Raw genomic sequence first — 23,709 nt, 5'->3', positions numbered from 1 at the left:
CCCCAGCCTCGCGGCTCCCTCCGCTTCGCTTCAGTCGCCGCGTCCCTCGCGCTCGGATTCGCGCCCTCCGGGCGCTCACCGGCGCGCCGACCGCATCGGCGGATCGGTCGACCGCCGAACCCGTCCGTTGTCCGTCTCCGTCGCCTCGCTCCGACCATCCCGCTTAAGCGTCGCAGGGATCGATCCCCGCGCATGCCCACCGTCTGGCTCGTCGACCGGCAGTTCGACTCGAAGGGGCTCGTCAGACTCACCTACGCCACGGAGGACGGCGAGCGCGTCCACACCAAGGAACTCGCCGAGCAGCGCCTCGTCACCGGCGACGGGATCACGGCCGGCCGCGAGGTGGACGAGAGCGCTCTCGGCGAGGCGTCCGCCGACGAGGTCGACCGGTTCGCCGCGGAGGCCTCCCGGATGGCCGCCGAACACGACCCCGACGACGTGGTGTGAGCGGCTCGGAAGGCCCGGCGCCTCCGTCCAACCGAGGCCGTTAAGAGGGAACCGCCGGAACGTGCGCGTGAAATGCCCAGTGGTGAGTACGACCCCGAGACCGCCGAGCCGCGCTGGCAGCGGCGATGGGTCGACGAGGAGACGTTCGCGTACCCCGACGACCCGGTCGATCCGAACACCGCGTTCGCCATCGACACGCCGCCGCCGACCGTATCCGGGAGCCTCCACTGGGGCCACGTATACGGCTCGATCCTCCAGGACATCGTCGCGCGGTTCCACCGCATGCACGACAGCGAGGTGTTCTACCCGTTCGGCTACGACGACAACGGGATCGCCTCCGAGCGGCTCGCCGAGCGCGAGCTCGACATCCGCCACCAGGACTTCGAGCGCCGCGAGTTCCAGCAGAAGACCCGCGAGGTGTGCCGGCAGTACGAAGACGAGTTCACCGAGAAGATGCAGTCGGTGGGGCTGTCGATCGACTGGACGAACACCTACCGCACCATCTCCCCGCAGGTCCAGCGGGTCTCGCAGCTCTCCTTCATCGACCTGTACGAGCAGGGCCGCGAGTACCGTCAGGAGGCGCCCGCCATCTGGTGTCCGGACTGCGAGACCGCAATCTCGCAGGTCGAGACCGAAGACGACGAGCGCGACTCGCACTTCCACGACATCGAGTTCGGCGTCGCGACCGCCGGCGAGGGCGACGGCGATACCGCCGTCGTCCCCGACGCCTTCACGATCTCGACGACCCGCCCCGAACTCCTGCCGGCCTGCGTCGCCGTGTTCGTCCACCCCGACGACGACGAGAACCAGGCCCTGGTCGGCGAGCGCGCCGCGATCCCGCTTTTCGGCCACGAGGTGCCGATCATCGCCGACGACCGCGTCGACATGGAGACCGGCTCCGGGATCGTGATGTGTTGTACCTTCGGCGACCAGACCGACATCGAGTGGTACCAGGCGCACGACCTGGACCTCCGGGTCGCCATCGACGAGTCCGGCCACATGACCGACCTCGCCGGCGAGTACGAGGGAATGTACGCCTCCTCGGAGGCCCGCGAGGTCATCGTCGACGACCTCGACGACGCCGGCGCGCTGCTCGACCGGTGGGCGATCACCCACACCGTCAACGTCCACGAGCGCTGCGGTGCCGGCGTGGAGTTCCTCGTCACCGAACAGTGGTACGTCGAGGTGCTCGACAAACGCGAGGAGTACCTCGCGGCCGGCCGCGAGATGGAGTGGTTCCCCGAGAAGATGTTCACGCGGTACGAACACTGGGTCGAGGGGCTCCAGTGGGACTGGTGTATCTCCCGCCAGCGCTCTTCCGGCATCCCGTTCCCGGTGTGGTACTGCGCCGACTGCGACCACGAGGTCGTCGCCGAGAAGGCGGACCTGCCGGTCGATCCGCTCTCCGACGCCCCGCCGGTCGACGCCTGTCCGGCGTGCGGGGGCGACGAGTTCGTCCCGGAAGACGACGTCTTCGACACCTGGGCCACCTCGTCGCTCACCCCCCTGATCAACGCGGGCTGGGACTGGGACGAGGCGGCCGAGGAGTTCACGATGGAGCGGCCGGAGATCTACCCGATGGACGTCCGGCCGCAGGGCCACGACATCATCTCCTTCTGGCTGTTCCACACCGTGATCAAGTGTTACGAGCACACCGGCGAGGTGCCGTTCGAGTCGACGATGATCAACGGGATGGTGCTCGACGAGAACCGCGAGAAGATGTCCAAATCGAAGGGGAACGTCGTCACGCCGGACGAAGTCCTGGCGGAGTACCCGGTCGACGCCGCCCGCTTCTGGGCCGCCGGCTCGGCGATCGGCGACGACCTCCCGTACCAGGAGAAGGGATTGCGCGCGGGCGAGAAGCTGATCCGGAAGCTGTGGAACGCCTCGAAGCTCGTCGAGTCGCTGGCGCCGGACCCGTATCCCGACGCGCCCGCCGACGCGGACCTCCGGGCGCTCGACCGGTGGCTGCTGGCCGAACTCGACGACCAGATCGAGCGGCTCACCGACCTGCTGGCGAACCGGGAGTTCTCGAAGGCTCGCGACGGGCTCCGGAGCTTCTTCTGGAACACGTTCTGTGACGACTACCTCGAGATCGCGAAACAGCGCGAGGACGACGCCGCGGCGTACACGCTCCGCACCGCGCACCGTCGGTTCCTCAAGCTGTTCGCGCCGCTGCTCGCGCACGTCACGGAGGAGCTGTGGCACGACATGTACGCCGACGCGGCGAGCGACTCCGACGCGGTCGACGCCGCGGTCGCGGACGGCGCCCGCGAGTCGGTCCACCTCGCCGACTGGCCGGAACCGCTCGGGCTCGACGCGGACCACGACGCGGGCGCCGCCGCCACGGCCGTCGTCGGCGCGCTCCGGAAGTACAAAAGCGAGAACCAGCTCCCGCTGAACGCCGAGCTCGACGCGGTCGAGGTGTACGCCGACGTCCGCGGGTTCGAAGACGACATCACGGGCGTGATGCACGTCGCCGACCTCACGATTCACCCCGACGGCGACGCCCCGGTCGAGACGGTCGTCACCGGGATCGACCTCGACTACGCCACGGTCGGCCCGAAGTACGGGGACCGGGTCGGCGACATCGAGGGGGCGCTCGCGCGCGGCGCCTACGAGATCGACGGCGACGAGCTCCACGTCGCGGACGTCACGCTCACCGGCGACGAGTTCTCGATCGAAGAGGAGCGGCAGTACCGGGGCGACGGCGAGCTGCTGGACGCCGACGGCGTCCCCGTCATCGTCCGGAACGACGCGTAGGGGCTACCGACCGTCCGTCGCTCTCGGCTTTGGGCTTTCGACCCGTCTGATCCCCGTTCCTCACGCGATCGCCGGTCCTCACAGGTCGACGCCGACCGCGTCGTCGACGCTTTCGAACCCGTCTCTGTCGAGCAGCTCCACGAGCCCGCGGTTGATATCTCTCGCGAGGCCCGGTCCCTCGTACACGAGGCCGGTGTACAGCTGGACGAGCGACGCGCCCGCGCGTATCTTCTCGTAGGCTCCCGCCGCGTCCGAAACCCCTCCGACGCCGATCACCGGAACGTCGGTGCGCTCGGCGACGAACCGGATCCGCTCCGTGGCGATCGCCTCGATCGGCTTCCCGGAGAGCCCGCCGCGCTCGGCTCGCTGCGGACTCCTCAGCGAGTCCGGCCGCGAGGTCGTGGTGTTGGTGGCGATGACCCCGTCGAGGCCGAGGGCGCCGACGACGTCGAGCGCGTCCTCGACGGCCGGGTCGGGCAGGTCCGGCGAGAGCTTCACTAAGAGCGGGTCGGCGCCGGCGTCCGCGAGCGCGCCGAGTATCGACTCGAGGGCCTCGCGGTTCTGGAGCTCTCGGAGCCCCGGCGTGTTCGGACTGGAGACGTTGACGACGAAGTAGTCGCCCGCCTCGGCGACGCGCTCGTACGTGTACCGGTAGTCGTCGGGCGCCTCCGCGAGCGGCGTCGACTTCGATTTCCCGATGTTGACGCCGACCGGCACGTCCGGCAGCGGCTTCCGGTCGAGGCGGTCGCCCACGCGGTCGGCGCCCTCGTTGTTGAAGCCCATTCGGTTTATGAGCGCTCGGTCCTCCCGGAGCCTGAACAACCGGGGCCGCGGGTTTCCGGGCTGGCGTTCCGCGGTCACGCCGCCGACTTCGACGTGGCCGAACCCGAGCGCGGCGAGCGCACGGGGAATCTCCGCGTTCTTGTCGAAGCCGGCCGCGACGCCGACCGGGTTCGGGAACGCGTTCCCGAACGCGTCGACGGTCAGGCGGGGATCGTCGACGGCGTACCGGTCTCGGAGCGCCCGCGCCACGGGCGTCTCCTGCGTGGCCTCCAGCAGTCGATGTGTCAGCCGGTGTGCGGTCTCCGGGGGGAGCCGAAACAACGCCGGCTTCAGCAGGTCGTACGCGCCCATCGTCTTCGTCTCGTCACGGACGGACATCAATCCGCTGACTGTCCTGTATCGCCGCGACCCTCACGAACCGGGGGATCGTCCCCCGCGTCGGCCGTCGCTCACGGATCGACGGCGTGCTGGCACCCGCTCAAAAGTCGTGTTCGATGTCCTCTGGGTCGGCGTCGGCCTTCTGAATGATTATCTTCCCGTCTCGGACCCGAACGAAAACCTCGTCACCGATCTCCATGCCAGCGACGGCAAGTTCGTCCTCGTGGAGGTTCACGTGGACGTTGTGGTACTCCCCATCATCGTCTTTGGCGCCACTGGGGCTGAGCTTCTTTTTGCGGACCATCGCGGGTGTACTGGTCGCACTTCGCCATACCAGGCATATAAGTGTTGTTTACTCTCAAAACGGTCGTTCCCTCGACCGAGGGGCCGCCCGTCGGGACGAGACTCGTTGCTCTCGCCGTCGCGCGCGTCACGGGGTTCACATCGGGTCGAACTGCCTGTCGCGCTCGTCGATGCGACGGTGGGATCGCCGGGCGGTAGCGGGTAGTATATAAATCTTGTCCCGGTTCTGTTTTCATTTCCCCGATATATTTATTACAGACTGTGTGCTGAATTCGCATGGAGGTAAAACCATGGTACGTGAAGATGGTAAGCGGAATTTCGCCCTTCGTGAGGCAGACGGATCGGAACCGAGCGAGTTCTCCGGCAACATGCCCCGGCAGGCCGCCCTCAAGGCGGCCCGCACGCTCGATCCCGCCCCCTCCGAGGAGGAGGCGGATCCGACGACGATCCGGCTTCGCGAAAAGGGGACCCAGAAGGTCCACGAGTACGAGGGCTGGGCGTGGAAAGACAGTGCGCCGGAGGTCGACGACGCCGACGACGACTTCTGGTTGAACGATCTCGACGACATCACGAAGGCGAACGTCTCGAAGCAGGGTATCGAGTACATCGACGAGGAGTGACCCGAGCGGAGCCGCGCTTTTTTGACCCGTCTCGCCGACCGCTACCGTCCGCGCCACCGGCATGAAACCGCATGACGTGGCGTCGGTAGTTCGACGGGGTTAAATACAACCCGGGCATCGTGACGAATGCGAAGAACGCACCGCGAACCCGGGCCGTTCAACTCGGTCCGGAGTCGCTTGGCCTGACCCGCTTCGATGGGTTTATGACCCGTCGGGGAATACGTTCAGGTCCGCGAGAGATGAGGATCACGCCCCCTGCGCTCCGGCGTAAGCGGTGATCTGATGTGAGCCGTGGTCGTTCGGTGTCATCCAGGCTGCTGGGTGGCTCGGACACCACATCGGACCATGCAATCAATGCAACGAGTGTGCGTGACCGCTCTGGTCGCGCACGCCCGCCAAACCCCCTCGTGCTGGGAATCAAGCGCGAGGACACCATTCCGGTTGATCCTGCCGGAGGCCATTGCTATTGGGATCCGATTTAGCCATGCTAGTCGCACGAGCTCAGACTCGTGGCGAATAGCTCAGTAACACGTGGCCAAACTACCCTTCGGAGCGGGACACCCTCGGGAAACTGAGGCTAATCCCGCATCCCACAGTCCACCTGGAATGGGGACTGTGTCAAACGCTCCGGCGCCGAAGGATGTGGCTGCGGCCGATTAGGTAGACGGTGGGGTAACGGCCCACCGTGCCAATAATCGGTACGGGTCATGAGAGTGAGAACCCGGAGACGGAATCTGAGACAAGATTCCGGGCCCTACGGGGCGCAGCAGGCGCGAAACCTTTACACTGCACGACAGTGCGATAAGGGGATCCCAAGTGCACAGGCATAGCGCCTGTGCTTTTGTACACCGTAGGGAGGTGTACGAATAAGGGCTGGGCAAGACCGGTGCCAGCCGCCGCGGTAATACCGGCAGCCCGAGTGATGGCCGATCTTATTGGGCCTAAAGCGTCCGTAGCTGGCCACGCAAGTCCATCGGGAAATCCACCCGCTCAACGGGTGGGCGACCGGTGGAAACTGCGCGGCTTGGGACCGGAAGGCGCGACGGGTACGTCCGGGGTAGGAGTGAAATCCCGTAATCCTGGACGGACCGCCGATGGCGAAAGCACGTCGCGAGAACGGATCCGACAGTGAGGGACGAAAGCCAGGGTCTCGAACCGGATTAGATACCCGGGTAGTCCTGGCCGTAAACAATGTCTGTTAGGTGTGGCTCCCACTACGAGTGGGTGCTGTGCCGTAGGGAAGCCGCTAAACAGACCGCCTGGGAAGTACGTCCGCAAGGATGAAACTTAAAGGAATTGGCGGGGGAGCACTACAACCGGAGGAGCCTGCGGTTTAATTGGACTCAACGCCGGACATCTCACCAGCATCGACTGTAGTAATGACGACCAGGTTGATGACCTTGCCCGAGCTACAGAGAGGAGGTGCATGGCCGCCGTCAGCTCGTACCGTGAGGCGTCCTGTTAAGTCAGGCAACGAGCGAGACCCGCATCCTTACTTGCCAGCAGTACTGCGAAGTAGCTGGGGACAGTAGGGAGACCGCCGTGGCCAACACGGAGGAAGGAACGGGCAACGGTAGGTCAGTATGCCCCGAATGTGCTGGGCAACACGCGGGCTACAATGGTCAGGACAAAGGGTTCCAACTCTGAAAAGAGACGGTAATCTCAGAAACCTGATCGTAGTTCGGATTGTGGGCTGCAACTCGCCCACATGAAGCTGGATTCGGTAGTAATCGCGTGTCACAAGCGCGCGGTGAATACGTCCCTGCTCCTTGCACACACCGCCCGTCAAAGCACCCGAGTGAGGTCCGGATGAGGCGTGCCACGCACGTCAAATCTGGGCTTCGCAAGGGGGCTTAAGTCGTAACAAGGTAGCCGTAGGGGAATCTGCGGCTGGATCACCTCCACCGACCCGAGACCTCCCATCCGGGAGGCTCACCTTCAGACCGTCACCACGACGGTCACCACTCATCCATCGCATGGCCCAGTGTCCGCCCACCCACCAGTCTGGACACCTACGAACGACCACGGCTCACACCCACACACACACACGCCCGCTGGCACCACCACCGCCAGCACTCCCTTCCCTCGAACCGAGGCCCTACGGGACCAAGTCACGAGGGAAGGTGGGCTCATAGCTCAGCGGTAGAGTGCCTCCCTTGCAAGGAGGATGCCCTGGGTTCGAATCCCAGTGAGTCCATGTCAGTCCGGCGCGAATCCGTCCCCTTAAGTGGGTGACGGGGCTCGCTTTGGACACGACGACCGATGCACCACCCCGGGAAACCGCGGATGGGAAGGGTTCGACGAACACGCTGTCCACACCCAGCGTGATTCGATGACAACCGTGTATACGTGCGATCCAGACGCCCACTGAACTCATCCGAGTTCCGTGGAACGTCAGCAACCAATCGTGATACAACCGTATCACACTCGTGATACAACCGTATCACACACACAACTGGCTACTGTGCCAGCTGGTGAATGGCTCGGCTCGAGAGCCGACGACGGACGTGCCAAGCTGCGAAAAGCCCGTGGGACCCGCATGGAGGGAAAGAACACGGGATCTCCCAATCGGAATCCGTATAACAATTGCCACGCGCAATAGGGAACCCCCCGAATTGAAACATCTCAGTAGGGGGAGGAACAGAACGCAACCGCGATGTCGTTAGTAACCGCGAGTAAACACGACACAGCCCAAACCGAAGGTCTTCGGACCAATGTGGTGTTCGGGTTGACAACCAAGACGCGACCCTCTCTCAGAAGTCTCCTGGAACGGAGCGTGAAACAGGGTGACAACCCCGTATGAAAGAGCAGTACCGTCGGCGTCAATACCAGAGTAGCAGGGGTCGGATATCCTCTGTGAACACCTCAGGCATCCCCTGAGAAGGCTAAACACTCCTCGAGACCGATAGCGAACAAGTAGCGTGAGCGAACGCTGAAAAGCACCCCGAGAAGGGCGGTGCAATAGGGCCTGAAATCAGCTGGCGATAGAACGACGGGGCATACAAGGCGTCTCTCAAAACGACCGAGAAGCGATTCTCCAGTAGGAACAGAGACGAGCCGATGTCGCGTCGTGCGTTTTGAAAAACGACCCAGGGAGTGTACCCACATGGCGAGTCTAACCCGTGAACCGGGGAAGGCACAGGGAAACCGATATGGCCGCAGCACTTCGGTGCGAGGGCCACCGTGTTCAAGCGCGGGGAGCCACGTGGGTACGACCCGAAACCAGGCGATCTATACGCAGGCAGGGTGAAGCGTGGCGAAAGCCACGTGGAGGCCCGTTAGAGGTGGTATTCTACAATATCCTCTCGTGATCTGCGCATAGGGGTGAAAGGCCCATCGAGCCTGGCAACAGCTGGTTCCAACCGAAACATGTCGAAGCATGACCTCACCCGAGGTAGCCCGCGGGGTAGAGCTACCGATTGGATGACCCGCCGCCGAGAGGCGTCGGCCATCCTGTCGAACTCCGAACCCGCAGGCGCCGCAGACGGTGGGAGTCCGGTGCGCGGGGTAAGCCTGTGTACCGTGAGGGGAACAACCCAGAGCCGGGTTAAGGTCCCAAAGTGTAGATTAAGTGCGATTCGAAGGTGGTCTCAAGCCCTAAACAGCCGGGAGGTGAGCTTAGAAGCAGCTACCCTCTAAGAAAAGCGTAACAGCTTACCGGCCGAGGTTTGAGGCGCCCAAAATGATCGGGGCTCAAATCTACCACCGAGACCTGGCCGCGCCCGTCACAGGGCGACCGTGTAGGTTGGCGTACTGTTCGGACGGAAGCACGGGCGAGAGCTCGCGTGGACCGTGCAGTAACGACAATCCTGGTCACAGTAGCAGCGATAGTCGGGTGAGAACCTCGACGGCCTGATGAGCAAGGGTTCCTCGGCACTGCCGTTCAGCCGAGGGTTAGCCGGTCCTAAGACGTACCGCAACTCGCCTACGTCAACGGGAAACTGGTTAATATTCCAGTGCCATCGTGCAGCAAACGCCGACGCCGTGTGGAACGTTGAGCCGGGCTTTCGCCCGGTCGAATCGTGGAAGCTCGTGGACGCCGTCACGGCACGAAGCGAGCGAAACGCGAAATAGGGAAACTCAGCCGTACACAGGGCCCGTGAAAAGGCAAGCACGATGTCCGTACCGAGATCCGACACAGGTGCTCTGGCAGCGAAAGCCACGGCCTGTCGGGAGAACCGACGTTAGGGAATTCGGCAAGTTAGTCCCGTACCTTCGGAAGAAGGGATGCCTGCTCTCTACAGAGCAGGTCGCAGTGACTCGGGCGCTCCGACTGTCTAATAACAACACAGGTGACCGCAAATCCGCAAGGACTCGTACGGTCACTGAATCCTGCCCAGTGCGGGTATCTGAACACCTCGTACAAGAGGACGAAGGACCCGTCAACGGCGGGGGTAACTATGACCCTCTTAAGGTAGCGTAGTACCTTGCCGCTTCAGTAGCGGCTTGCATGAATGGATAAACGAGAGCGCCACTGTCCCAACGTTGGACCCGGTGAACTGTACGTTCCAGTGCGGAGTCTGGAGACCCCCAAGGGGAAGCGAAGACCCTATAGAGCTTTACTGCAGGCTGTCGCTGAGACGTGGTCGCCGATGTGCAGCATAGGTAGGAGTCATTACACAGGTACCCGCGCCAGCGGGCCACCGAGACAGCATTGAAATACTACCCGTCGGTGACTGCGACTCTCACTCCGGGAGGAGTACACCGGTAGCCGGGCAGTTTGACTGGGGCGGTACGCGCTCGAAAAGATATCGAGCGCGCCCGAAGATCATCTCAGCCGGGTCGGGAATCCGGCGAAGAGCGCAAGAGCACAAGATGGTCTGACAGTGTCATTCCCAACGAGTGACGCTGACGCGAAAGCGTGGTCTAGCGAACCTACGAGGCTCCGGAATGGGGCCCGTAGATGACAGAAAAGCTACCTTAGGGATAACAGAGTCGTCACCCGCAAGAGCACATATCGACCGGGTGGCTTGCTACCTCGATGTCGGTTCCCTCCATCCTGCCCGTGCAGACGCGGGCAAGGGTGAGGTTGTTCGCCTATTAAAGGAGGTCGTGAGCTGGGTTTAGACCGTCGTGAGACAGGTCGGCTGCTATCTATTGGGGGTGTGAAGGTACCTGACGTGAACGCTCGTATAGTACGAGAGGAACTACGAGTGGTCGCCACTGGTGTATCGGTTGTCCGGAAGGGCAGATGCCGAGTAGCCACGCGACACGGGGTAAGAGCTGAACGCATCTAAGCTCGAAACCCACATGGAAAAGAGGTACCATTACGGTCACTCGTAGAAGACGAGATCGATAGACTCGGGGTGTCCGCGCCGAGGCAACGAGGCGTTAAGCCCACGAGCACTAACAGACCACGCCACAGTCATACGGTTGACTGACCATCCACACTCGGATGAGTTCAGGCGGAACCTGGATCGCACGCATACACGGTTGTAGAAATCATACGAACCACCGACACAGGTGTCGAGTCACCCATCCACACAGCAGAGACGTGGAAAGGAGACTCGTTTCGGTTCGAATCCGAGAGTCGGCATAAAGGCGGCCAGAGCGGCGGGGGAACACCCGTACCCATTCCGAACACGGAAGTTAAGCCCGTCAGCGTGCCGGGAAGTACTGGAGTGAGCGATCCTCTGGGAACCGCGGTTCGCCGCCTGCCCACTCATACTCACACGCATCACAGAGCCCAGAGACATCGCGTCTCCGGGCTCTCTTCATTTCTGACGCCGCGGAGCCGATGCTCCGCGTGTCCGCTCCGCGGACCAGTGCCCACAGCGTCTGCTGGCCGTCGTCGGCCGACGGCTCAGTTCGCCGGCGAATCCGGCGGGTCCAGGTCACATTCGGTGACGGATCCGTCGGGGTCGAGCGTCACGGTGCCGAGCGAGACGGTGTCGCCGGTCTCGAACTCGTTCGCGAGCGTCTCGAGGACGCGCTGCTGGTCCAGTCGGTCCCAGACGACGTCCGCCACGAGCGACTGGAACGCCTCGGGATCGGTCCAACCGGAGTCGATGTCCGAGGGAACGTGGACGACGAACTGGAGTTCCTTGTCGGTGACGCGGATCCCGACGCCGAAGGTGTCGGCACACATACCGGGGATTCGGTCCGGCGCGCTCAAAGGTGCACCGGGAGGGCGTCGGACCGGCCGGTCGCGAAACCGGTAAGCGTCGCCGAACGGAATCGGCGACCGGATGAGAGACGACCCGCGCGTGCCGCCGGCCGCGGGACTCGCGACGGCGGTGGTCGCCGTGAGCGCCGGCGCGATCCTCGTTCGGCTGAGCCACGCGCCGAGCACGGTCGCCGCGTTCTACCGGGTCCTGTTCACGACGGTCCCGCTGTTTCCCGTTGCAGTCTGGCGATACCGCGATCAGTTCGCCCGGATTACCCGGCGCGATCTCGCGATGGCAGCGCTCGCGGGAGTGGCGTTGGCGGTGCACTTCGCGGCGTGGTTCGAGAGCCTGGCGTGGACGAGCGTCGCCGCGAGCGTGACGCTCGTGCAGGCACAGCCCGTCTTCGTCGCGGCCGGCGCGTGGCTGGTGCTTCGCGAGCGGATCACGCGCCGAACGGTCGGGGGGATCGCGGTCGCCGTCGGAGGGATGGCGGTGATGTCGATCGGGGACCTCGTGGGGGGAGTCCTCGTCGGCCCGCGGCCGCTGTACGGCAACGCGCTGGCGCTTCTCGGCGCCGTGATGGCCGCGGGATACGTGCTCGCCGGGCGGTCGCTCCGACAGCGGGTGGCGCTCGTCCCGTACGTCGTGGTCGTGTACGGCGTGTGTACGGTGGTGCTTCTCGGGATCGTCCTCGCCGAGGGACACGCGCTGGGTGGCTACCCGCCCCGGGAGTGGCTGCTCTTCGTCGGCCTCGCTATCGGTCCGGGGTTGTTCGGGCACACGGTGATGAACTGGACGCTCGCGCACCTCCGGTCGAGTCTGGTGTCGGTGTCGCTGCTCGGCGAGCCGGTCGGCGCGACGGTGCTCGCGCTCGTCTTCCTCTCCGAGGTGCCGACGGCGGCGACGGTCGCCGGGGGCGTCCTCGTCCTCGCCGGGATCGGCGTGACGGCGGTGTCGAACGCTTCCTGAGGTGTGCAGCACCGAATCAACGGTGAAATAACGCGAACACGTCGACCGCGTGTGTGATCCGTCGTTCGGACGTCGACGACGTGTCGTTCGGTCGTCACCGCCGTCGGCGACTCAGTCCTCGAAGGCGGCGACGGTTCGTCGGTGACGGTCGCGGAACATCCCCTCGAATCCGACCTTCGCGACCGGTCCGGCGGCGTCGCCGATCCGCCCGAACGGGAGCCGGTACGTGACGGTGTCGACGAGCAGTGTCTCGTCGCCGTCGGCGTAGAACGCGTGCGTGTGCTCCCAGCGACGGAACGGGCCGTCGACCATCTCGTCGACGAACCGCGCGCGGTCTCCGACTTCGTACGTTCCGTCGGGGTCGCGTTCGGTGATGTGTGAGGTCCACCGCTGTCGCGTCCCGACGCCGAAGGGACGGACGGACATTCGTATTCGCGATCCAGCGGTGAGCACGTCCCGGTCCGGTTCGCCGTCCGGCCCGACGATATCGTGGATCCGGAGGCGCATCCAGTCGGGCGTGAGCGCGCGGAGGCCGTCCACGGTGGAGTGGAACGTCCACACGTCGCCGATCGGTGCCGGGACGCGGGTCGTCCGCCGATACGTGGGCATACGATCGGTACGCGCCGCGCGGCCAAAATCCCTCTGTGTCCTGCCCGGCCGGACTATGCAGGCCGTGCGGGTCGCCGTCGCGGTTCGGCTCTCCGGTCCGGCGCATCGAAACCCGCATAGGGTTCGCCGTCCACCGATCGTGTATGGAACGCGGGGCCATCGACGTGCGCGCGCTGGACGGGCCGTTCGACCTCCAGGCGACCGTCGAGAGCGGACAGAGCTACCTCTGGAACCGCGCCGACGGCGGCACCTACGAGACGCTCCACGCCCACGGCGGTGACGAGTGGTACGAGACCGTCGTCGACCCGATTCCGGGGCTCACGACCGAACGCGTTCCGATACGGGTCCGACAGGAGGGCGGCGTCGACGACGGCACGCTCCAGTGGGAGTCGTCGACCGACGCCGTCCCGCTGCTCGAACACCTGCTCCGGCTCGACGACGACCTCGACGCGATCCTCGACGCGACGCCGGACCTGCCGCTGCTCGAGCGCGCCTACGACGCCTACGAGGGGATGCGGCTCACCCGCGATCCGGTGTTCCCGTGTCTGATCTCGTTCATCTGCTCCGCGCAGATGCGCGTCGCCCGGATCCACGGGATGCAGCGGCGGCTTCGCGAGACGTACGGCGACGTCGTCGAACTCGACGGAGCGCAGTACCACGCGTTCCCGACCCCGGATCAGCTCGCCGAGCGGACGGAGTCGGAGCTGCGCGAACTCTCGTTGGGGTACCGTGCGCCGTACGTCCAGCGGACCGCGGAGATGATCGCCTCCAGAGAGGCCCATCCCGCGGAAGCTGCCGACCTCCCGTACGAGGAGGCCCGGGAGTCACTGACGCGGTTCGTCGGCGTCGGCGACAAGGTCGCCGACTGCGTGCTCCTGTTCTCGTTGGGATTCTTGGAGGCGGTTCCGCTCGACACCTGGATCCGGACGACGATAGAGGAGTACTACCCCGACTGCGATCGGGGATCGTACGCGGCGACGTCGCGGGCGATCCGCGACCGTCTCGGCGGCGAGTACGCGGGGTACGCACAGACGTACGTCTTCTACTACCTTCGCGCCGGCGGCGAGTGATCCGCCCCACGGCGGGTCGCCGTCTCGCCGACGGGCATCCCCCGAGACCGCGCGATGCCGGCCGCCGACCGAACTTTCATACCGGATCGTGTGGTACCGTCCACCGTGATGGACTGTCGAGTCGTCGTCGAGGCCGCCGTTCCGGTATACGACGTGGACAGTGCCGAGGAGGCGGTGCGGATCGCCGTCTCGAAGACCGGAGAGATGCTGAATCCCGACCTGAACTACGTCGAGATCGAGGCGGGCACCCGCCGTACGCCGGGCGGCGAAGAACTCCCACCGGCGTTCGTCGCGGCCGACGAAGCGCTGGTCGCTCTCGAGTTGCAGATGGACGTGTTCAACGTCGACCGCCCCGAGCACGCCAACCGGGTCGCACGTAAGGAGATCGGTCAGCGTCTCCGCAACATCCCGCTGAAGGTGATCGCCACGACGGTGATCGACGAGACGGATTCCACCGGGAACGGCACCGCCGAGGACGGATCTGGCGGGGACGGGACCTCCGACGGCGAGACGACCGGAGACGACGCCGAGTCGGACGGCGACGAATTCGATTCACCGTCCGGCGTCGACCGCTGATCGGCGGGAAGACCCGACGCTCGGCGGTATGCGTCGGCTTTGGGGTATGCGTCGGCTGCGAGGTGTCTCCCCGAGGTAGCGGCTCGTCGTGTTCGCGGGTCGTCACGACGGTCCGTCCGGCACGAGACCGGCGTCGTCACTCGGAACGAGACGACACAGTCGAGGACGAGCGAATGCGTTCAGTCCGCGGTCGGGGCCACCGGCTCCGATTCGGACTCTTCCATCGGTTCGGTGATACCCTCGGTCAGTTTGAAAACGGCTGCTTTGTGGTCGGTCTTCGACTTGTGAATCGATGTCGGTTTGACGCCGAGTTCCTCGTAGGCGTCGAGGTCGATGTCTTCGTTCCAGAATTCACACTGCTTTCGTACTTCCGCGAGGAGCCCGTGAAGGTGGATGAGCTCTTGCTTCTTCATGAGTACCAATCCTTTGCTACCGGAGGTTTATATTATTATCTTGAGCCACGTTACCATACAGACTCTCCGGATTCGCTGTCGACGCGGGCCAGCGCGGACGTTCGGCTCACGGCACGCCGAAAGCTCGCGACGTGACAGTCAGACGAGACCAACGCGTGGCGGCCGCTCCGACGGCTTCGATACCGGGACGTGTGGTTCGTCGCGGTCACTGCTCGGAACGATCGGCGGCACTCTCGCCGGGACGTTACCGGTGGTCTCGCGTCACCTGCTCACCTCGTCTCGTAGCTGCTCACCGCAGTTCGTGGTCGATGGCCGAGACCGGTGCCGATCGACGCTACTGAAACTGCTCGACTGCCTCGAGGTCGCGTTCGGTCCGCATGAATTCCGTGAGCCGTCTGGTCGCGTGACAGGAGGGACAGCTGAAGTTCGAACGGAGATCCTGCAGTTTCGCGGGATTGTCCTGCCACTCTTTGTTGCACTCCGGACAGACGAGCCTCACGAATGCGTCCACCATGGTCGCCCGTAGACGCCACCGCGTTAAAAACGTGGGTGGCGGTGAAATTACACGTACGCTAACACGATCGGATCGCGTGTGTCACTACATCGCGAGCTGTTCGCTCGCTTCGAGCAGCTCCTTGTAGCGGTTGCGGATGGTGACCTCCGAGATGTCCGCGACCTCGCCGACCTGGCTCTGGGTCACCTTCTCGTTCGAGAGTAACGCCGCGGCGTACACCGCCGACGCCGCGAGCCCGACGGGCGACTTCCCGCTCGTGATCCCCGTCTCCTTCGCGGTGTCGAGGAGGTCGCGGGCCAGTCGCTCCGTCTCGTCGGAGAGGTCGAGCCGGGAGACGAACCGGGGCACGTAGCTCTCGGGGTCCGCAGGCTTCACCTCCAGTTTGAGTTCGCGGATGACGTACCGGTACGTGCGCGTGAGCTCCATCTTGTCCACGCGCGAGACGGCGGCGATCTCGTCGAGGCTGCGGGGGGTGCCGGCCTGGCGGGCGGCGGCGTACAGCGAGGCGGTGGAGACGCCCTCGATCGAGCGGCCGGGCAGTAAGTCCTCGTCGAGCGCGCGCCGGTAGATCACCGAGGCGGTCTCGCGGACGTTCTCGGGGAGCCCGAGCGCGCTGGCCATGCGGTCGATCTCGCCGAGCGCCTGCTTGAGGTTGCGCTCTTTCGAGTCACGCGTGCGGAACCGCTCGTTCCACGTGCGAAGCCGCTGCATCTTCTCGCGCTGCCGGCTCGACAACGACTTCCCGTACGCGTCCTTGTCCTGCCACCCGATGTTCGTCGACAACCCCTTGTCGTGCATCATCGTCGTCGTCGGCGCGCCAACCCGCGACTTGTTGTCCCGCTCGGCGGAGTCGAACGCGCGCCACTCGGGACCGCGGTCGATCTCGTCTTCGTCGACGACCAGCCCGCAGTCCGTACACACGGTCTCGCCGTGCTCCGTGTCCGTCGCGAGCCGGCCGCCACACTCCGGACAGGTGGTGACTCTCGTCTCCTCGCTCGTGGATGTCGTCTCGTCGGTCGATTCTACCGTCTGTCCGGTCGATTTCTCCGTCTCTCGTTGCGTCGTCTCTCCGTCGTAGCCGTGAACTTGTGTCTCTGTCATAGGGTTCTCTCCGATCGAACTCCCGACGGAAATACTGGAGCCGGGCTCGCCGATTCGTTAACTGATAGTAATTCTTCCAAGTATATAAACGTTTCTATTATTTTGGTTCGAACGTTCCAGATCTAAAATGCTCCGAAACGCGTTCGAGAAGGTCGACACGACCGTTTTGTCGATATATACCACGATCGTTCCCACACGGGAGTTCGAAGAGATATGCGGTCGGCACCCGTTCGATACGTAATAAACCCTCGGGAGCGAGTCTCACGGATCCGGGTGAGGCGGAACAGTGACGCACGAGGACACTCGCGGGACGCCGTCGACACACGGCAGACTCGACGGCAGAGCCGCTGTCAACACCTATACGACCGATTCGCCACCGGAAACGACGTTCGACGCCCGAGACGGTACCGTACCGGAGGACCGGATAGATACCGCACCGGAGGACCGTCGGCGACGTATGCGGGGACGCACGCACGAGTCGCCGTTCGCGTTCGATGACCGCCCGACCGATCCCGACGGGCGATCGCGGTAACGGATCGGTTGCGAGTGAGATTTCGACCCCCTCGTCGTGTGGTTCGAGGTACCACGACTCACGCCAAGATCCCTCTCCAATCACTTATACCGGCGAGCGCACTAAGGGTGGTATGAGCGAAGAATCTGGGCGCCGGAACCTCCGAATGCCCTCCGACGACGAAGTGTTCGCCGTGGTGACGGAACACCTCGGCGGGAATCACGTCCGACTGCGCTGTGCCGACGGCGAGACGCGTCTCGGCCGGATCCCCGGCCGGATGAAGTACCGGACGTGGATAAGCGAGGGCGACGTGGTGCTCGCGGAGCCGTGGGACTGGCAGGACGAGAAGGCCAACGTCGAGTGGCGATACACCGACGAGGACGCCGACCAGCTCCGTCGGGAAGGCCACATCCAGTAAACCACATCCAGTAGCTTCTCCCGCCCGCGACGCACGCTGACGTTCGTCGCGCCGTCCGGATCCGCCGGTCGACTCACCCACCGTCTTCCAGCGGAGCGCGACGCGGTCACGCGTCGGTGTCGAACGAGAGCCGCACCGCCTCGCCCGCCTCGGCGTCGCCCTCGTCGACGACGTCGTCGCCAGCGGCGAAGCCGGCGTGGAGGTGTCCGTAGGTGCGGTCTATCGCCTCCACGATCACCTTCGTGTCGCCCGCGACGGGCATGAAGTTCGTGTCGCCGTCCCACCGCGGGACGACGTGCGTGTGGAGGTGGTCGACCGAGCCGCCCGCGGCCGCCCCGCCGAGGTTCTGACCCACGTTGACGCCGTCGGGGTCGACGTCGCGGCGCATCGCGGCGAGCGTCGCGGTCTGAAGTTTCGCGTGGTCACAGAGGGTCCGATCGTCCAGCTCCGTCGGGTCCTCGCGGTGCTCCCGCGGGATCACCATCGCGTGACCGGGGTTGTACGGCGCGTTGTTGAGGAGGACGTAGTTGCGGTCGCTGAACGCGACGATCCGCGCCTCCCGGTCGTTTTGACGCTCGGGGAGCACGCAGAACGGGCAGCCGTCGATCGGGTCCTCGTCGCGTTCGACCCACTCGATCCGCCACGGGGCGTATATCTGCTCCATCAGTCGAAGTCGTGGATCCCGGCGGTCGTCACCTCGACCCCGTCCTCCGTGACGAGCAGCGTGTGTTCCGCCTGACTCACGAGCGCGTCGTCGTCCTCTTTGAGCACCGGGTACCCCTTGATCGCGTTCGCCTGCTTCAGCCGGCGGAGCGCCATCCCGACGCGGTCGCCGTCGAGCCACCGCGCCGCGAACGGGAGGTCGTCGAACTCGTCTATCTCCTCGAGGAGCTGTCTCGCGCGCCGGTCGCGCACGCTCGCGGAGCCCTGTTTCTCGAAGATCTCCTCCTCGTTCCCCTCGCCGACCTTCCCGCGGCCGTCGGTGGCGAACGGCTCGATCGCGACCGCCTGTCCCGGCTCCAGTTCGACCGAACGGTCGACCCCCCGGTTCGGGATGGTCGGCCCCGTGTGAGCGTCGTACCGCTCTACGCCGTGGCCCGAGAGGTTCAGAACGGGGGTGTAGCCGTACCCGCGGATCACGTCTTCGATCGCCTCGCCGACCACGCCGACCTCGACGCCCGGTCCCGCCTCGTCGACCGCGGCCTCAAGCGCCATCTCCGCGGCCTCGACCAGCTCCGCGTTCCCGGTGTGGTCGACGGTCACGGCGGCGTCGGCGATGTACCCGTCGACGTGTACTCCGACGTCGAGACACACCATCTCCTCGCCGAACGCCGTCTCGTCGTCGCGCCCCGGGGTCGCGTGGGACGCCTCGGGGTCGACGCTGATGTTGACGGGGAACGCGAGTCCGGCCCCCTGCTCTCTGATGAAATCTTCCGTCCACTCCGCGACCTCCAGGTGAGTTCGTCCCGGCTCGATCATCTGGCGGGCCTCGTTGATCGCCGCTACCAGGACGTCGCCGGCCTCCCTGTAGCTCTCGACCGCGTCGTCGTCGAGGGGTCCGTGGCTCATGTCCGTCGGTTCGGCGACGGCCCGCAAAGAGGTTGCGGACCCCTCCCGTCGTCAGTCAGAACCCTCCGTCATCAGTCGTCCCTCCGCGGCGTCGACCGTCCACCCGGTTTCGGCGCTACGCTGCCGGTGCCGCCGGTACCGCCGGTACCACTGGTACCGAGCGTGGACGGACGGTTACCCAAACGCGCCGGGACCGGTTCCCCTAAGACGCCACGCCGGCGACGCCCCGTATGCTCGAACCCGGCGAGTCCGCTCCCGAGATCGAACTGTCGAACCGCCAGGACGACCGCGTGGTCGTCGACCCCGCCGACGCGGCCCACACGGTCGTGTACTTCTACCCCCGGGCGGACACGCCGGGGTGTACGACCGAGGCGTGCGGCTTCCGCGACGCGTGGGACGCCTTCGAGGCGGCCGACGTCGCCGTCGTCGGGATCAGCGACGATCCGGTCGACGACCTCGACGCGTTCGCCGAGAAGCACGACCTCCCGTTCACGCTCCTCTCCGATCCGGACGGCGAGGTCGCGAGCGCGTACGACTCCTACGGCGAGAAGAACCTGTTCGGGGACACCGTCGAGGGGGTGTTCCGCAACACGTACGTCCTCGATTCGGCCGGGACCGTCGTCCTCGCGTACGAGGGCGTCTCCCCCGAGGGCCACGCCGAGGAGATCCTCGACGATATCGCCGCGCTCGACGGCGACGACTGATTCGCGAGCCGCGCTCGCGGATCGATCGACGGCGCGCGCGGTGACGACCGCCCCGTGTCCGCGTCGCTCGGCTCACGGCCACAGTCGAGGTACCGTCGCGGCTATCTGTCGGTGTTTGAGCAGCCCGAACCCGGCCACGACGACGGCGAATCCCGCGATCGTGAGCGGCGTCACCGGCTCCGCGAGGAGCACCGCGCCCGCGACGGTCGCGACGATCGGGACGACGTACGAGACCAGGTTGATCTGGAAGGGGCCGAGCCGGTCGAGCAGCGTGAAGTAGATCGCGTACGCCACCGCCGAAGCCAACACGCCGAGGAACGCGAGCGCGACGAGCGCCCGCGGCTCCGCGACCGGGAGGCGCTGTCCCTCGTCGAGCCCGAGGCTGAGCGCGTGGATGAGCAGCGCGCCGAGCAGCATCGCCCAGCCGGTGAGCGCGACGCTGGAGAACGTCGTCTCCACGGTGCGGAGCCCGACGCTGCCGACGGCCACCGCGAGCACGCCGATCGAGATGAGCCCGACGCCGATCGTGACGCCGCCCGCGAGGTTCGCGGGGTCGGGCTGGGCGACGAGACCGACGCCGAGGAACGCCAGCACCACGCCGACGACGCCGCGCGTGTCCAGGTCCGCGCCGCCGATCCACGCCGCCGCGACCGCGGCGGTCGCGATCGGCACCAGGCTGTAGGTGACGGAGGCGATCCCGCTCGTCGTGTACTGCTGGCCGACGAACAGCAGCGAGTTGTTGGCCGCCACCGAGAGCCCGCCGCTGAGCCCGATCGCGGCGAGGTCGTCCCAGGTCCGGGGGATCGGGTCCGACTCCGTCAGGAGGACGTACGAGAGGAGCGCCAGTGCCGCCACGTCGAACCGGTAGGCCGCGTACAGGACGGGCGGATAGTAGTCGAGCCCCACCTCGATGGCGACGAACGAGCCGCCCCACAGCAGCGCGAGCAGACAGAACAGGCCGGCGTCACGGAGCGTCGACACGGTCGACCGATCAGTACCCGCGGACGATGAGGTAGTCCGCCAGGTCCTCGAGCAGGCTCCGCGCGTCGCCCTCGGGGAGCGCTTCGAGGTGCGCTTTCGACCGCTCGGTGAGGTCCTCGGCGGTCTCTCTCGCGTACGCGATGGAGCCGGCGTCTTCGAGCGCGGCCACCGCGTCGTCGATCGCCGCCTCCGTTACCTCGTCGGGCGTGTCCGCGTCGACGAGGCTGTCGACGTCGACGCCCTGCTGGCGGGCGTGGAGGGTGATCAGCGTCTCCTTCCCCTCGACCAGGTCTGAGCCCCGCTGCTTGCCGAGGTCCTCGGACGGAACCGTCAGGTCGAGGACGTCGTCCTGTATCTGGAACGCGCGCCCCGAGTCGATCCCGTACTGGTAGAGCGCGTCGACGACGTCGTCGTCCGCACCGAGCAAGACCGCGGGCGTGGCGGCCGACGCGCCGTACAGAACGGCGGTCTTCAGCTCGACCATCTCGAGGTACTCCTCGGGGAGGATGTCGTCGCGGGCCTCGAAGGCGACGTCGAGCGCCTGGCCCTCACAGATCTCCGTGCAGGTGGACGCAAGCAGCCGCATCGCTTCCAGTCCGTTCGCCGGGTCCGCGCCCGTCTCGGTCATGAACTCGAACGCCTTCGAGTACAGCGTGTCGCCCGCGAGGATCGCCGTGGACGTGTCGTACGCCACGTGGACCGCGGGGACGCCCCGCCTGAGGGCGTCTTCGTCCATGATGTCGTCGTGGATCAGCGTGAACGACTGGATGACCTCGATCGCGACGGCCGCGCGCATCACGTCGACCGGACCGTCGTCGAGCGACGGGAACTCGCGGAAGTCGGCACCCATCGGTTCGGTGCCGGTGACCGCCTCCGCCGCGAGCGTCGTCACCGTCGGGCGAAGCCGTTTCCCGCCCGCTTCGAGGATGTACCGCGTCGCCTCGTAGAGGCGTTCGGGCTCTTCGACCGGCAACTCCTCGTCGATAGCGGCGTTGACCAGCTCGCGCCGCTCGCGGATGGCGTCTAACACCCGCGCCTCCTTCGTCTCGCTCGTCATTCGACGAGCTGGATGACGGTGCCGTTCTGCGTGACGTGGACGTCACGTCCGAGCTTGTACCCCTGCGACGTGGCGAGGTTCACGTACGGCGAGCGCCCCTCCAGCGTCTGGTGGCCCGGGATGACGTGCTGGGGCTGGAGCGCGTCGAGCATCTCGTAGTGGCCCTCCTCGCGGAGGTGTCCGGAGACGTGGATGTCGTCGTAGATGCGGGCGCCCTGCATCCGGAGGAGCTGTTCGGACTGGTAGCGCTGTCCCTCGTTGGTCGGCTCCGGAATGACGCTCGCGCTGAAGACGACCTTGTCGCCGTCGTCCAGTTCGTAGGGGGTCTCACCGCGACCCATCCGCGTGAGCATCGCACGCGGCTCCCCCTGGTGGCCCGTCACGATGGGGAGGAAGTTCCCCTTCCCCTCCTTCATGATCCGCTTGAACGCGCGGTCGACGGACTTCCGGTGGCCGTACATGCCGACGTCGCCCTGGAAGTCGACGAAGTCGAGCCGTTCGGCGGTGCCGGAGTACTTCTCCATCGAGCGGCCCAAGAGGACCGGCTGGCGGCCGATCTCGCGAGCGTACTCGACGAGCGTCTTCACGCGGGCGATGTGCGAGGAGAACGTCGTGGCGACGATCCCGCCCGAGTAGTCTTCCATCGACGTCAGCGTGTCCTCGACGTGCTTTTTCGCGTACGACTCCGAGGGCGTTCGGCCCTTTCGGCCGGCGTTCGTACAGTCTTCGATGTAACAGAGGACGCCCTCGCCCTCGCGGCCGATCTCGCGGAACCGGTCCATGTCGATCGGGTCGCCGATGACGGGCGTGTGGTCCATCCGCTTGTCGAGCCCGTAGACGATCGCGCCCTCGGGCGTGTGGAGGACCGGGTTGATCGCGTCGATGATCGAGTGGGTGACGTTGACGAACTCCATCTCGACCTGCTCGGAGTCGCCGATGGCCATCGTGCCGCCGGCCTCCATCTTCACGAGGTCGTTGTCGACCTGGAACTTGCCCTCGTCTTCGATCTGTTGTTTGACCAGCTCGATCGTGTACGGCGCCGCGACGACGGGGGCGTCGTACCGGTGGGCGAGCTTCGGGATCGCCGCGATGTGGTCGAGGTGACCGTGGGTGGGGACGATCGCCTGGACGTCGCCCTCCAGTTCGCTCATGACCCGGTCGTCGGGGATGGCGCCCATGTCGATCAGGTCGAGGCTGTGCATGCTCTCGGTCTCCACGTTGTCGTGGATGAGGACCTTACTGAGGTTCAGGCCCATGTCGAAGATGACGATGTCGTCGCCCGCGCGAACCGCCGTCATCTGTCGACCGACCTCTTCGTAACCGCCGAGCGTCGCAATTTCGATTTCCATGGTTGTGGTGTCGTACGCCTCCGTTGGCGTCGTTTACTGACACCCCGCAAGGAGCCGTCAGCGCTACGTGGAACCGCGCGTCGTTGAGGCCCCGCTACGGCCGAGCCGACGTCGACTCACCGTGTCCCGCGGGAGTGTGGTGTCGGGAGCTACAGGCGCCCGTCTTAAAAACACCCGGGTTCGGCGCTGTCACCGCCCGAATCCGCGAGAACGACCCACACGAGGTCGTCGATCGCGGTCGATCACGCTCGGCGTCCCGGTATTTTTATTACCGCGACGGGCGCCGGTACGGACAATGAGTGGACGACCCCTCGACGTGCTCGAAGCGTCGCTGGAGGACCCGGTGACGGTGCACCTGAAGGACGGCACGACGTACTACGGGATCCTGGCGGGCTACGACCAGCACATGAACGTCGTCATCGAACCTGAGTCCGGCGTGAACGATCGCGTCGACGACGACCTCGACG

At 65.5% G+C, this 23,709-nt stretch carries 21 protein-coding genes, 1 tRNA gene and 3 rRNA genes; 13 read left to right on the top strand and 12 right to left on the bottom strand.

Annotated features, from left to right (window positions below):
* Window positions 1-192 precede the first annotated feature (192 nt).
* Both GJ633_RS04295 and GJ633_RS04290 read left to right on the top strand, forming a co-directional pair.
* Window positions 193-447: a hypothetical protein gene (locus GJ633_RS04295; RefSeq protein ID WP_156587485.1), complete on the top strand. Its 255-nt coding sequence runs from the start codon at window positions 193-195 to the stop codon at window positions 445-447.
* A 72-nt stretch (window positions 448-519) separates the two neighbouring features.
* A complete protein-coding gene (locus GJ633_RS04290; protein WP_156587483.1) occupies window positions 520-3,210 on the top strand; it encodes a valine--tRNA ligase in 2,691 nt (896 codons plus the stop codon).
* Window positions 3,211-3,288: 78 nt separating this feature from the next.
* On the opposite strand, the gene GJ633_RS04285 is transcribed toward GJ633_RS04290, so the two are convergent.
* Entirely contained in the window at window positions 3,289-4,344 is a 1,056-nt protein-coding gene (locus GJ633_RS04285; RefSeq protein WP_156587489.1) for a quinone-dependent dihydroorotate dehydrogenase, read from the bottom strand.
* A 127-nt stretch (window positions 4,345-4,471) separates the two neighbouring features.
* Window positions 4,472-4,675, bottom strand: a complete 204-nt coding sequence (locus GJ633_RS04280) for a hypothetical protein (protein ID WP_156587481.1) — start codon at window positions 4,673-4,675, stop codon at window positions 4,472-4,474.
* A 289-nt stretch (window positions 4,676-4,964) separates the two neighbouring features.
* Between GJ633_RS04280 and GJ633_RS04275 the strand changes: the two genes are divergently transcribed.
* The 5 genes from GJ633_RS04275 to rrf all read left to right on the top strand — a co-directional run bounded on the left by GJ633_RS04275 (window position 4,965) and on the right by rrf (window position 10,953).
* Window positions 4,965-5,294: a non-histone chromosomal MC1 family protein gene (locus GJ633_RS04275; protein ID WP_156587479.1), complete on the top strand. Its 330-nt coding sequence runs from the start codon at window positions 4,965-4,967 to the stop codon at window positions 5,292-5,294.
* Window positions 5,295-5,728: 434 nt separating this feature from the next.
* Window positions 5,729-7,198, top strand: a 16S ribosomal RNA gene (locus GJ633_RS04270).
* 221 nt (window positions 7,199-7,419) lie between these two features.
* Window positions 7,420-7,491, top strand: a tRNA-Ala gene (locus GJ633_RS04265).
* 253 nt (window positions 7,492-7,744) lie between these two features.
* Window positions 7,745-10,664: ribosomal RNA gene (locus tag GJ633_RS04260) — 23S ribosomal RNA — on the top strand.
* Between the two features lie 167 nt (window positions 10,665-10,831).
* Window positions 10,832-10,953, top strand: a 5S ribosomal RNA gene (gene rrf, locus GJ633_RS04255).
* Together the 16S, 23S and 5S rRNA genes with 1 tRNA gene alongside form the textbook arrangement of a ribosomal RNA operon.
* Window positions 10,954-11,097: 144 nt before the next feature.
* Here the strand turns inward: rrf and GJ633_RS04250 are convergent.
* Window positions 11,098-11,382, bottom strand: coding sequence for a hypothetical protein (locus tag GJ633_RS04250; protein WP_156587476.1), 285 nt, complete (start codon window positions 11,380-11,382; stop codon window positions 11,098-11,100).
* Between the two features lie 100 nt (window positions 11,383-11,482).
* Between GJ633_RS04250 and GJ633_RS04245 the strand changes: the two genes are divergently transcribed.
* Complete coding sequence (locus GJ633_RS04245) at window positions 11,483-12,370, top strand: DMT family transporter (RefSeq protein ID WP_156587474.1); 888 nt, start codon at window positions 11,483-11,485, stop codon at window positions 12,368-12,370.
* Between the two features lie 111 nt (window positions 12,371-12,481).
* On the opposite strand, the gene GJ633_RS04240 is transcribed toward GJ633_RS04245, so the two are convergent.
* Window positions 12,482-12,979: an SRPBCC family protein gene (locus GJ633_RS04240; RefSeq protein WP_156587472.1), complete on the bottom strand. Its 498-nt coding sequence runs from the start codon at window positions 12,977-12,979 to the stop codon at window positions 12,482-12,484.
* Between the two features lie 143 nt (window positions 12,980-13,122).
* Here GJ633_RS04240 and GJ633_RS04235 point away from each other — a divergent pair, with 143 nt between their 5' ends.
* Window positions 13,123-14,049: a DNA-3-methyladenine glycosylase gene (locus tag GJ633_RS04235; protein WP_156587470.1), complete on the top strand. Its 927-nt coding sequence runs from the start codon at window positions 13,123-13,125 to the stop codon at window positions 14,047-14,049.
* Window positions 14,050-14,157: 108 nt separating this feature from the next.
* Complete coding sequence (locus tag GJ633_RS04230) at window positions 14,158-14,625, top strand: DUF555 domain-containing protein (RefSeq protein ID WP_156587468.1); 468 nt, start codon at window positions 14,158-14,160, stop codon at window positions 14,623-14,625.
* A 179-nt stretch (window positions 14,626-14,804) separates the two neighbouring features.
* Here GJ633_RS04230 and GJ633_RS04225 read toward each other — a convergent pair whose 3' ends face one another.
* The 3 genes from GJ633_RS04225 to GJ633_RS04215 form a co-directional block, all read right to left on the bottom strand.
* Window positions 14,805-15,038, bottom strand: a complete 234-nt coding sequence (locus tag GJ633_RS04225; protein WP_156587466.1) for a UPF0058 family protein — start codon at window positions 15,036-15,038, stop codon at window positions 14,805-14,807.
* Between the two features lie 334 nt (window positions 15,039-15,372).
* Window positions 15,373-15,552, bottom strand: a complete 180-nt coding sequence (locus tag GJ633_RS04220; RefSeq protein WP_156587464.1) for a hypothetical protein — start codon at window positions 15,550-15,552, stop codon at window positions 15,373-15,375.
* 84 nt (window positions 15,553-15,636) lie between these two features.
* Window positions 15,637-16,653, bottom strand: a complete 1,017-nt coding sequence (locus GJ633_RS04215; RefSeq protein ID WP_156587462.1) for a transcription initiation factor IIB family protein — start codon at window positions 16,651-16,653, stop codon at window positions 15,637-15,639.
* Between the two features lie 644 nt (window positions 16,654-17,297).
* Between GJ633_RS04215 and eif1A the strand changes: the two genes are divergently transcribed.
* The gene (gene eif1A / locus GJ633_RS04210; RefSeq protein WP_156587460.1) at window positions 17,298-17,582 is read left to right on the top strand and encodes a translation initiation factor eIF-1A; all 285 of its coding nucleotides are present in this window, start codon (window positions 17,298-17,300) and stop codon (window positions 17,580-17,582) included.
* A 106-nt stretch (window positions 17,583-17,688) separates the two neighbouring features.
* Here eif1A and GJ633_RS04205 read toward each other — a convergent pair whose 3' ends face one another.
* Window positions 17,689-18,246, bottom strand: a complete 558-nt coding sequence (locus GJ633_RS04205) for an HIT domain-containing protein (protein ID WP_156587458.1) — start codon at window positions 18,244-18,246, stop codon at window positions 17,689-17,691.
* Window positions 18,246-19,151: a type II methionyl aminopeptidase gene (gene map, locus GJ633_RS04200; RefSeq protein WP_156587456.1), complete on the bottom strand. Its 906-nt coding sequence runs from the start codon at window positions 19,149-19,151 to the stop codon at window positions 18,246-18,248. The genes GJ633_RS04205 and map overlap by 1 nt, the downstream gene beginning before the upstream one ends.
* Before the next feature lie 230 nt (window positions 19,152-19,381).
* On the opposite strand from map, the gene GJ633_RS04195 reads away from it, so the two are divergent.
* Window positions 19,382-19,855, top strand: a complete 474-nt coding sequence (locus tag GJ633_RS04195; RefSeq protein WP_156587454.1) for a peroxiredoxin — start codon at window positions 19,382-19,384, stop codon at window positions 19,853-19,855.
* Window positions 19,856-19,927: 72 nt separating this feature from the next.
* Here the strand turns inward: GJ633_RS04195 and GJ633_RS04190 are convergent, their stop codons facing one another.
* Genes GJ633_RS04190 through GJ633_RS04180 form a run of 3 tightly spaced genes read right to left on the bottom strand, consistent with a single transcriptional unit; the run spans window position 19,928 to window position 23,242 of the window.
* The gene (locus tag GJ633_RS04190; RefSeq protein ID WP_321168904.1) at window positions 19,928-20,836 is read right to left on the bottom strand and encodes a DMT family transporter; all 909 of its coding nucleotides are present in this window, start codon (window positions 20,834-20,836) and stop codon (window positions 19,928-19,930) included.
* A gap of 10 nt (window positions 20,837-20,846) precedes the next feature.
* The gene (gene idsA3, locus GJ633_RS04185; protein WP_156587452.1) at window positions 20,847-21,893 is read right to left on the bottom strand and encodes a geranylfarnesyl diphosphate synthase; all 1,047 of its coding nucleotides are present in this window, start codon (window positions 21,891-21,893) and stop codon (window positions 20,847-20,849) included.
* Entirely contained in the window at window positions 21,890-23,242 is a 1,353-nt protein-coding gene (locus GJ633_RS04180) for a ribonuclease J (protein ID WP_156587450.1), read from the bottom strand. Before GJ633_RS04180 ends, idsA3 begins: the two co-directional genes overlap by 4 nt.
* Window positions 23,243-23,537: 295 nt before the next feature.
* On the opposite strand from GJ633_RS04180, the gene GJ633_RS04175 reads away from it, so the two are divergent.
* Window positions 23,538-23,709, top strand: a 172-nt coding sequence (locus GJ633_RS04175; RefSeq protein WP_156587448.1) for an LSM domain-containing protein, incomplete at its 3' end; no start/stop codon positions are given.

Source organism: Halorubrum sp. CBA1125, assembly GCF_009742825.1.
In the GTDB taxonomy this organism is placed as follows: domain Archaea; phylum Halobacteriota; class Halobacteria; order Halobacteriales; family Haloferacaceae; genus Halorubrum.
This window is presented reverse-complemented; position numbering and strand designations above follow the sequence as displayed.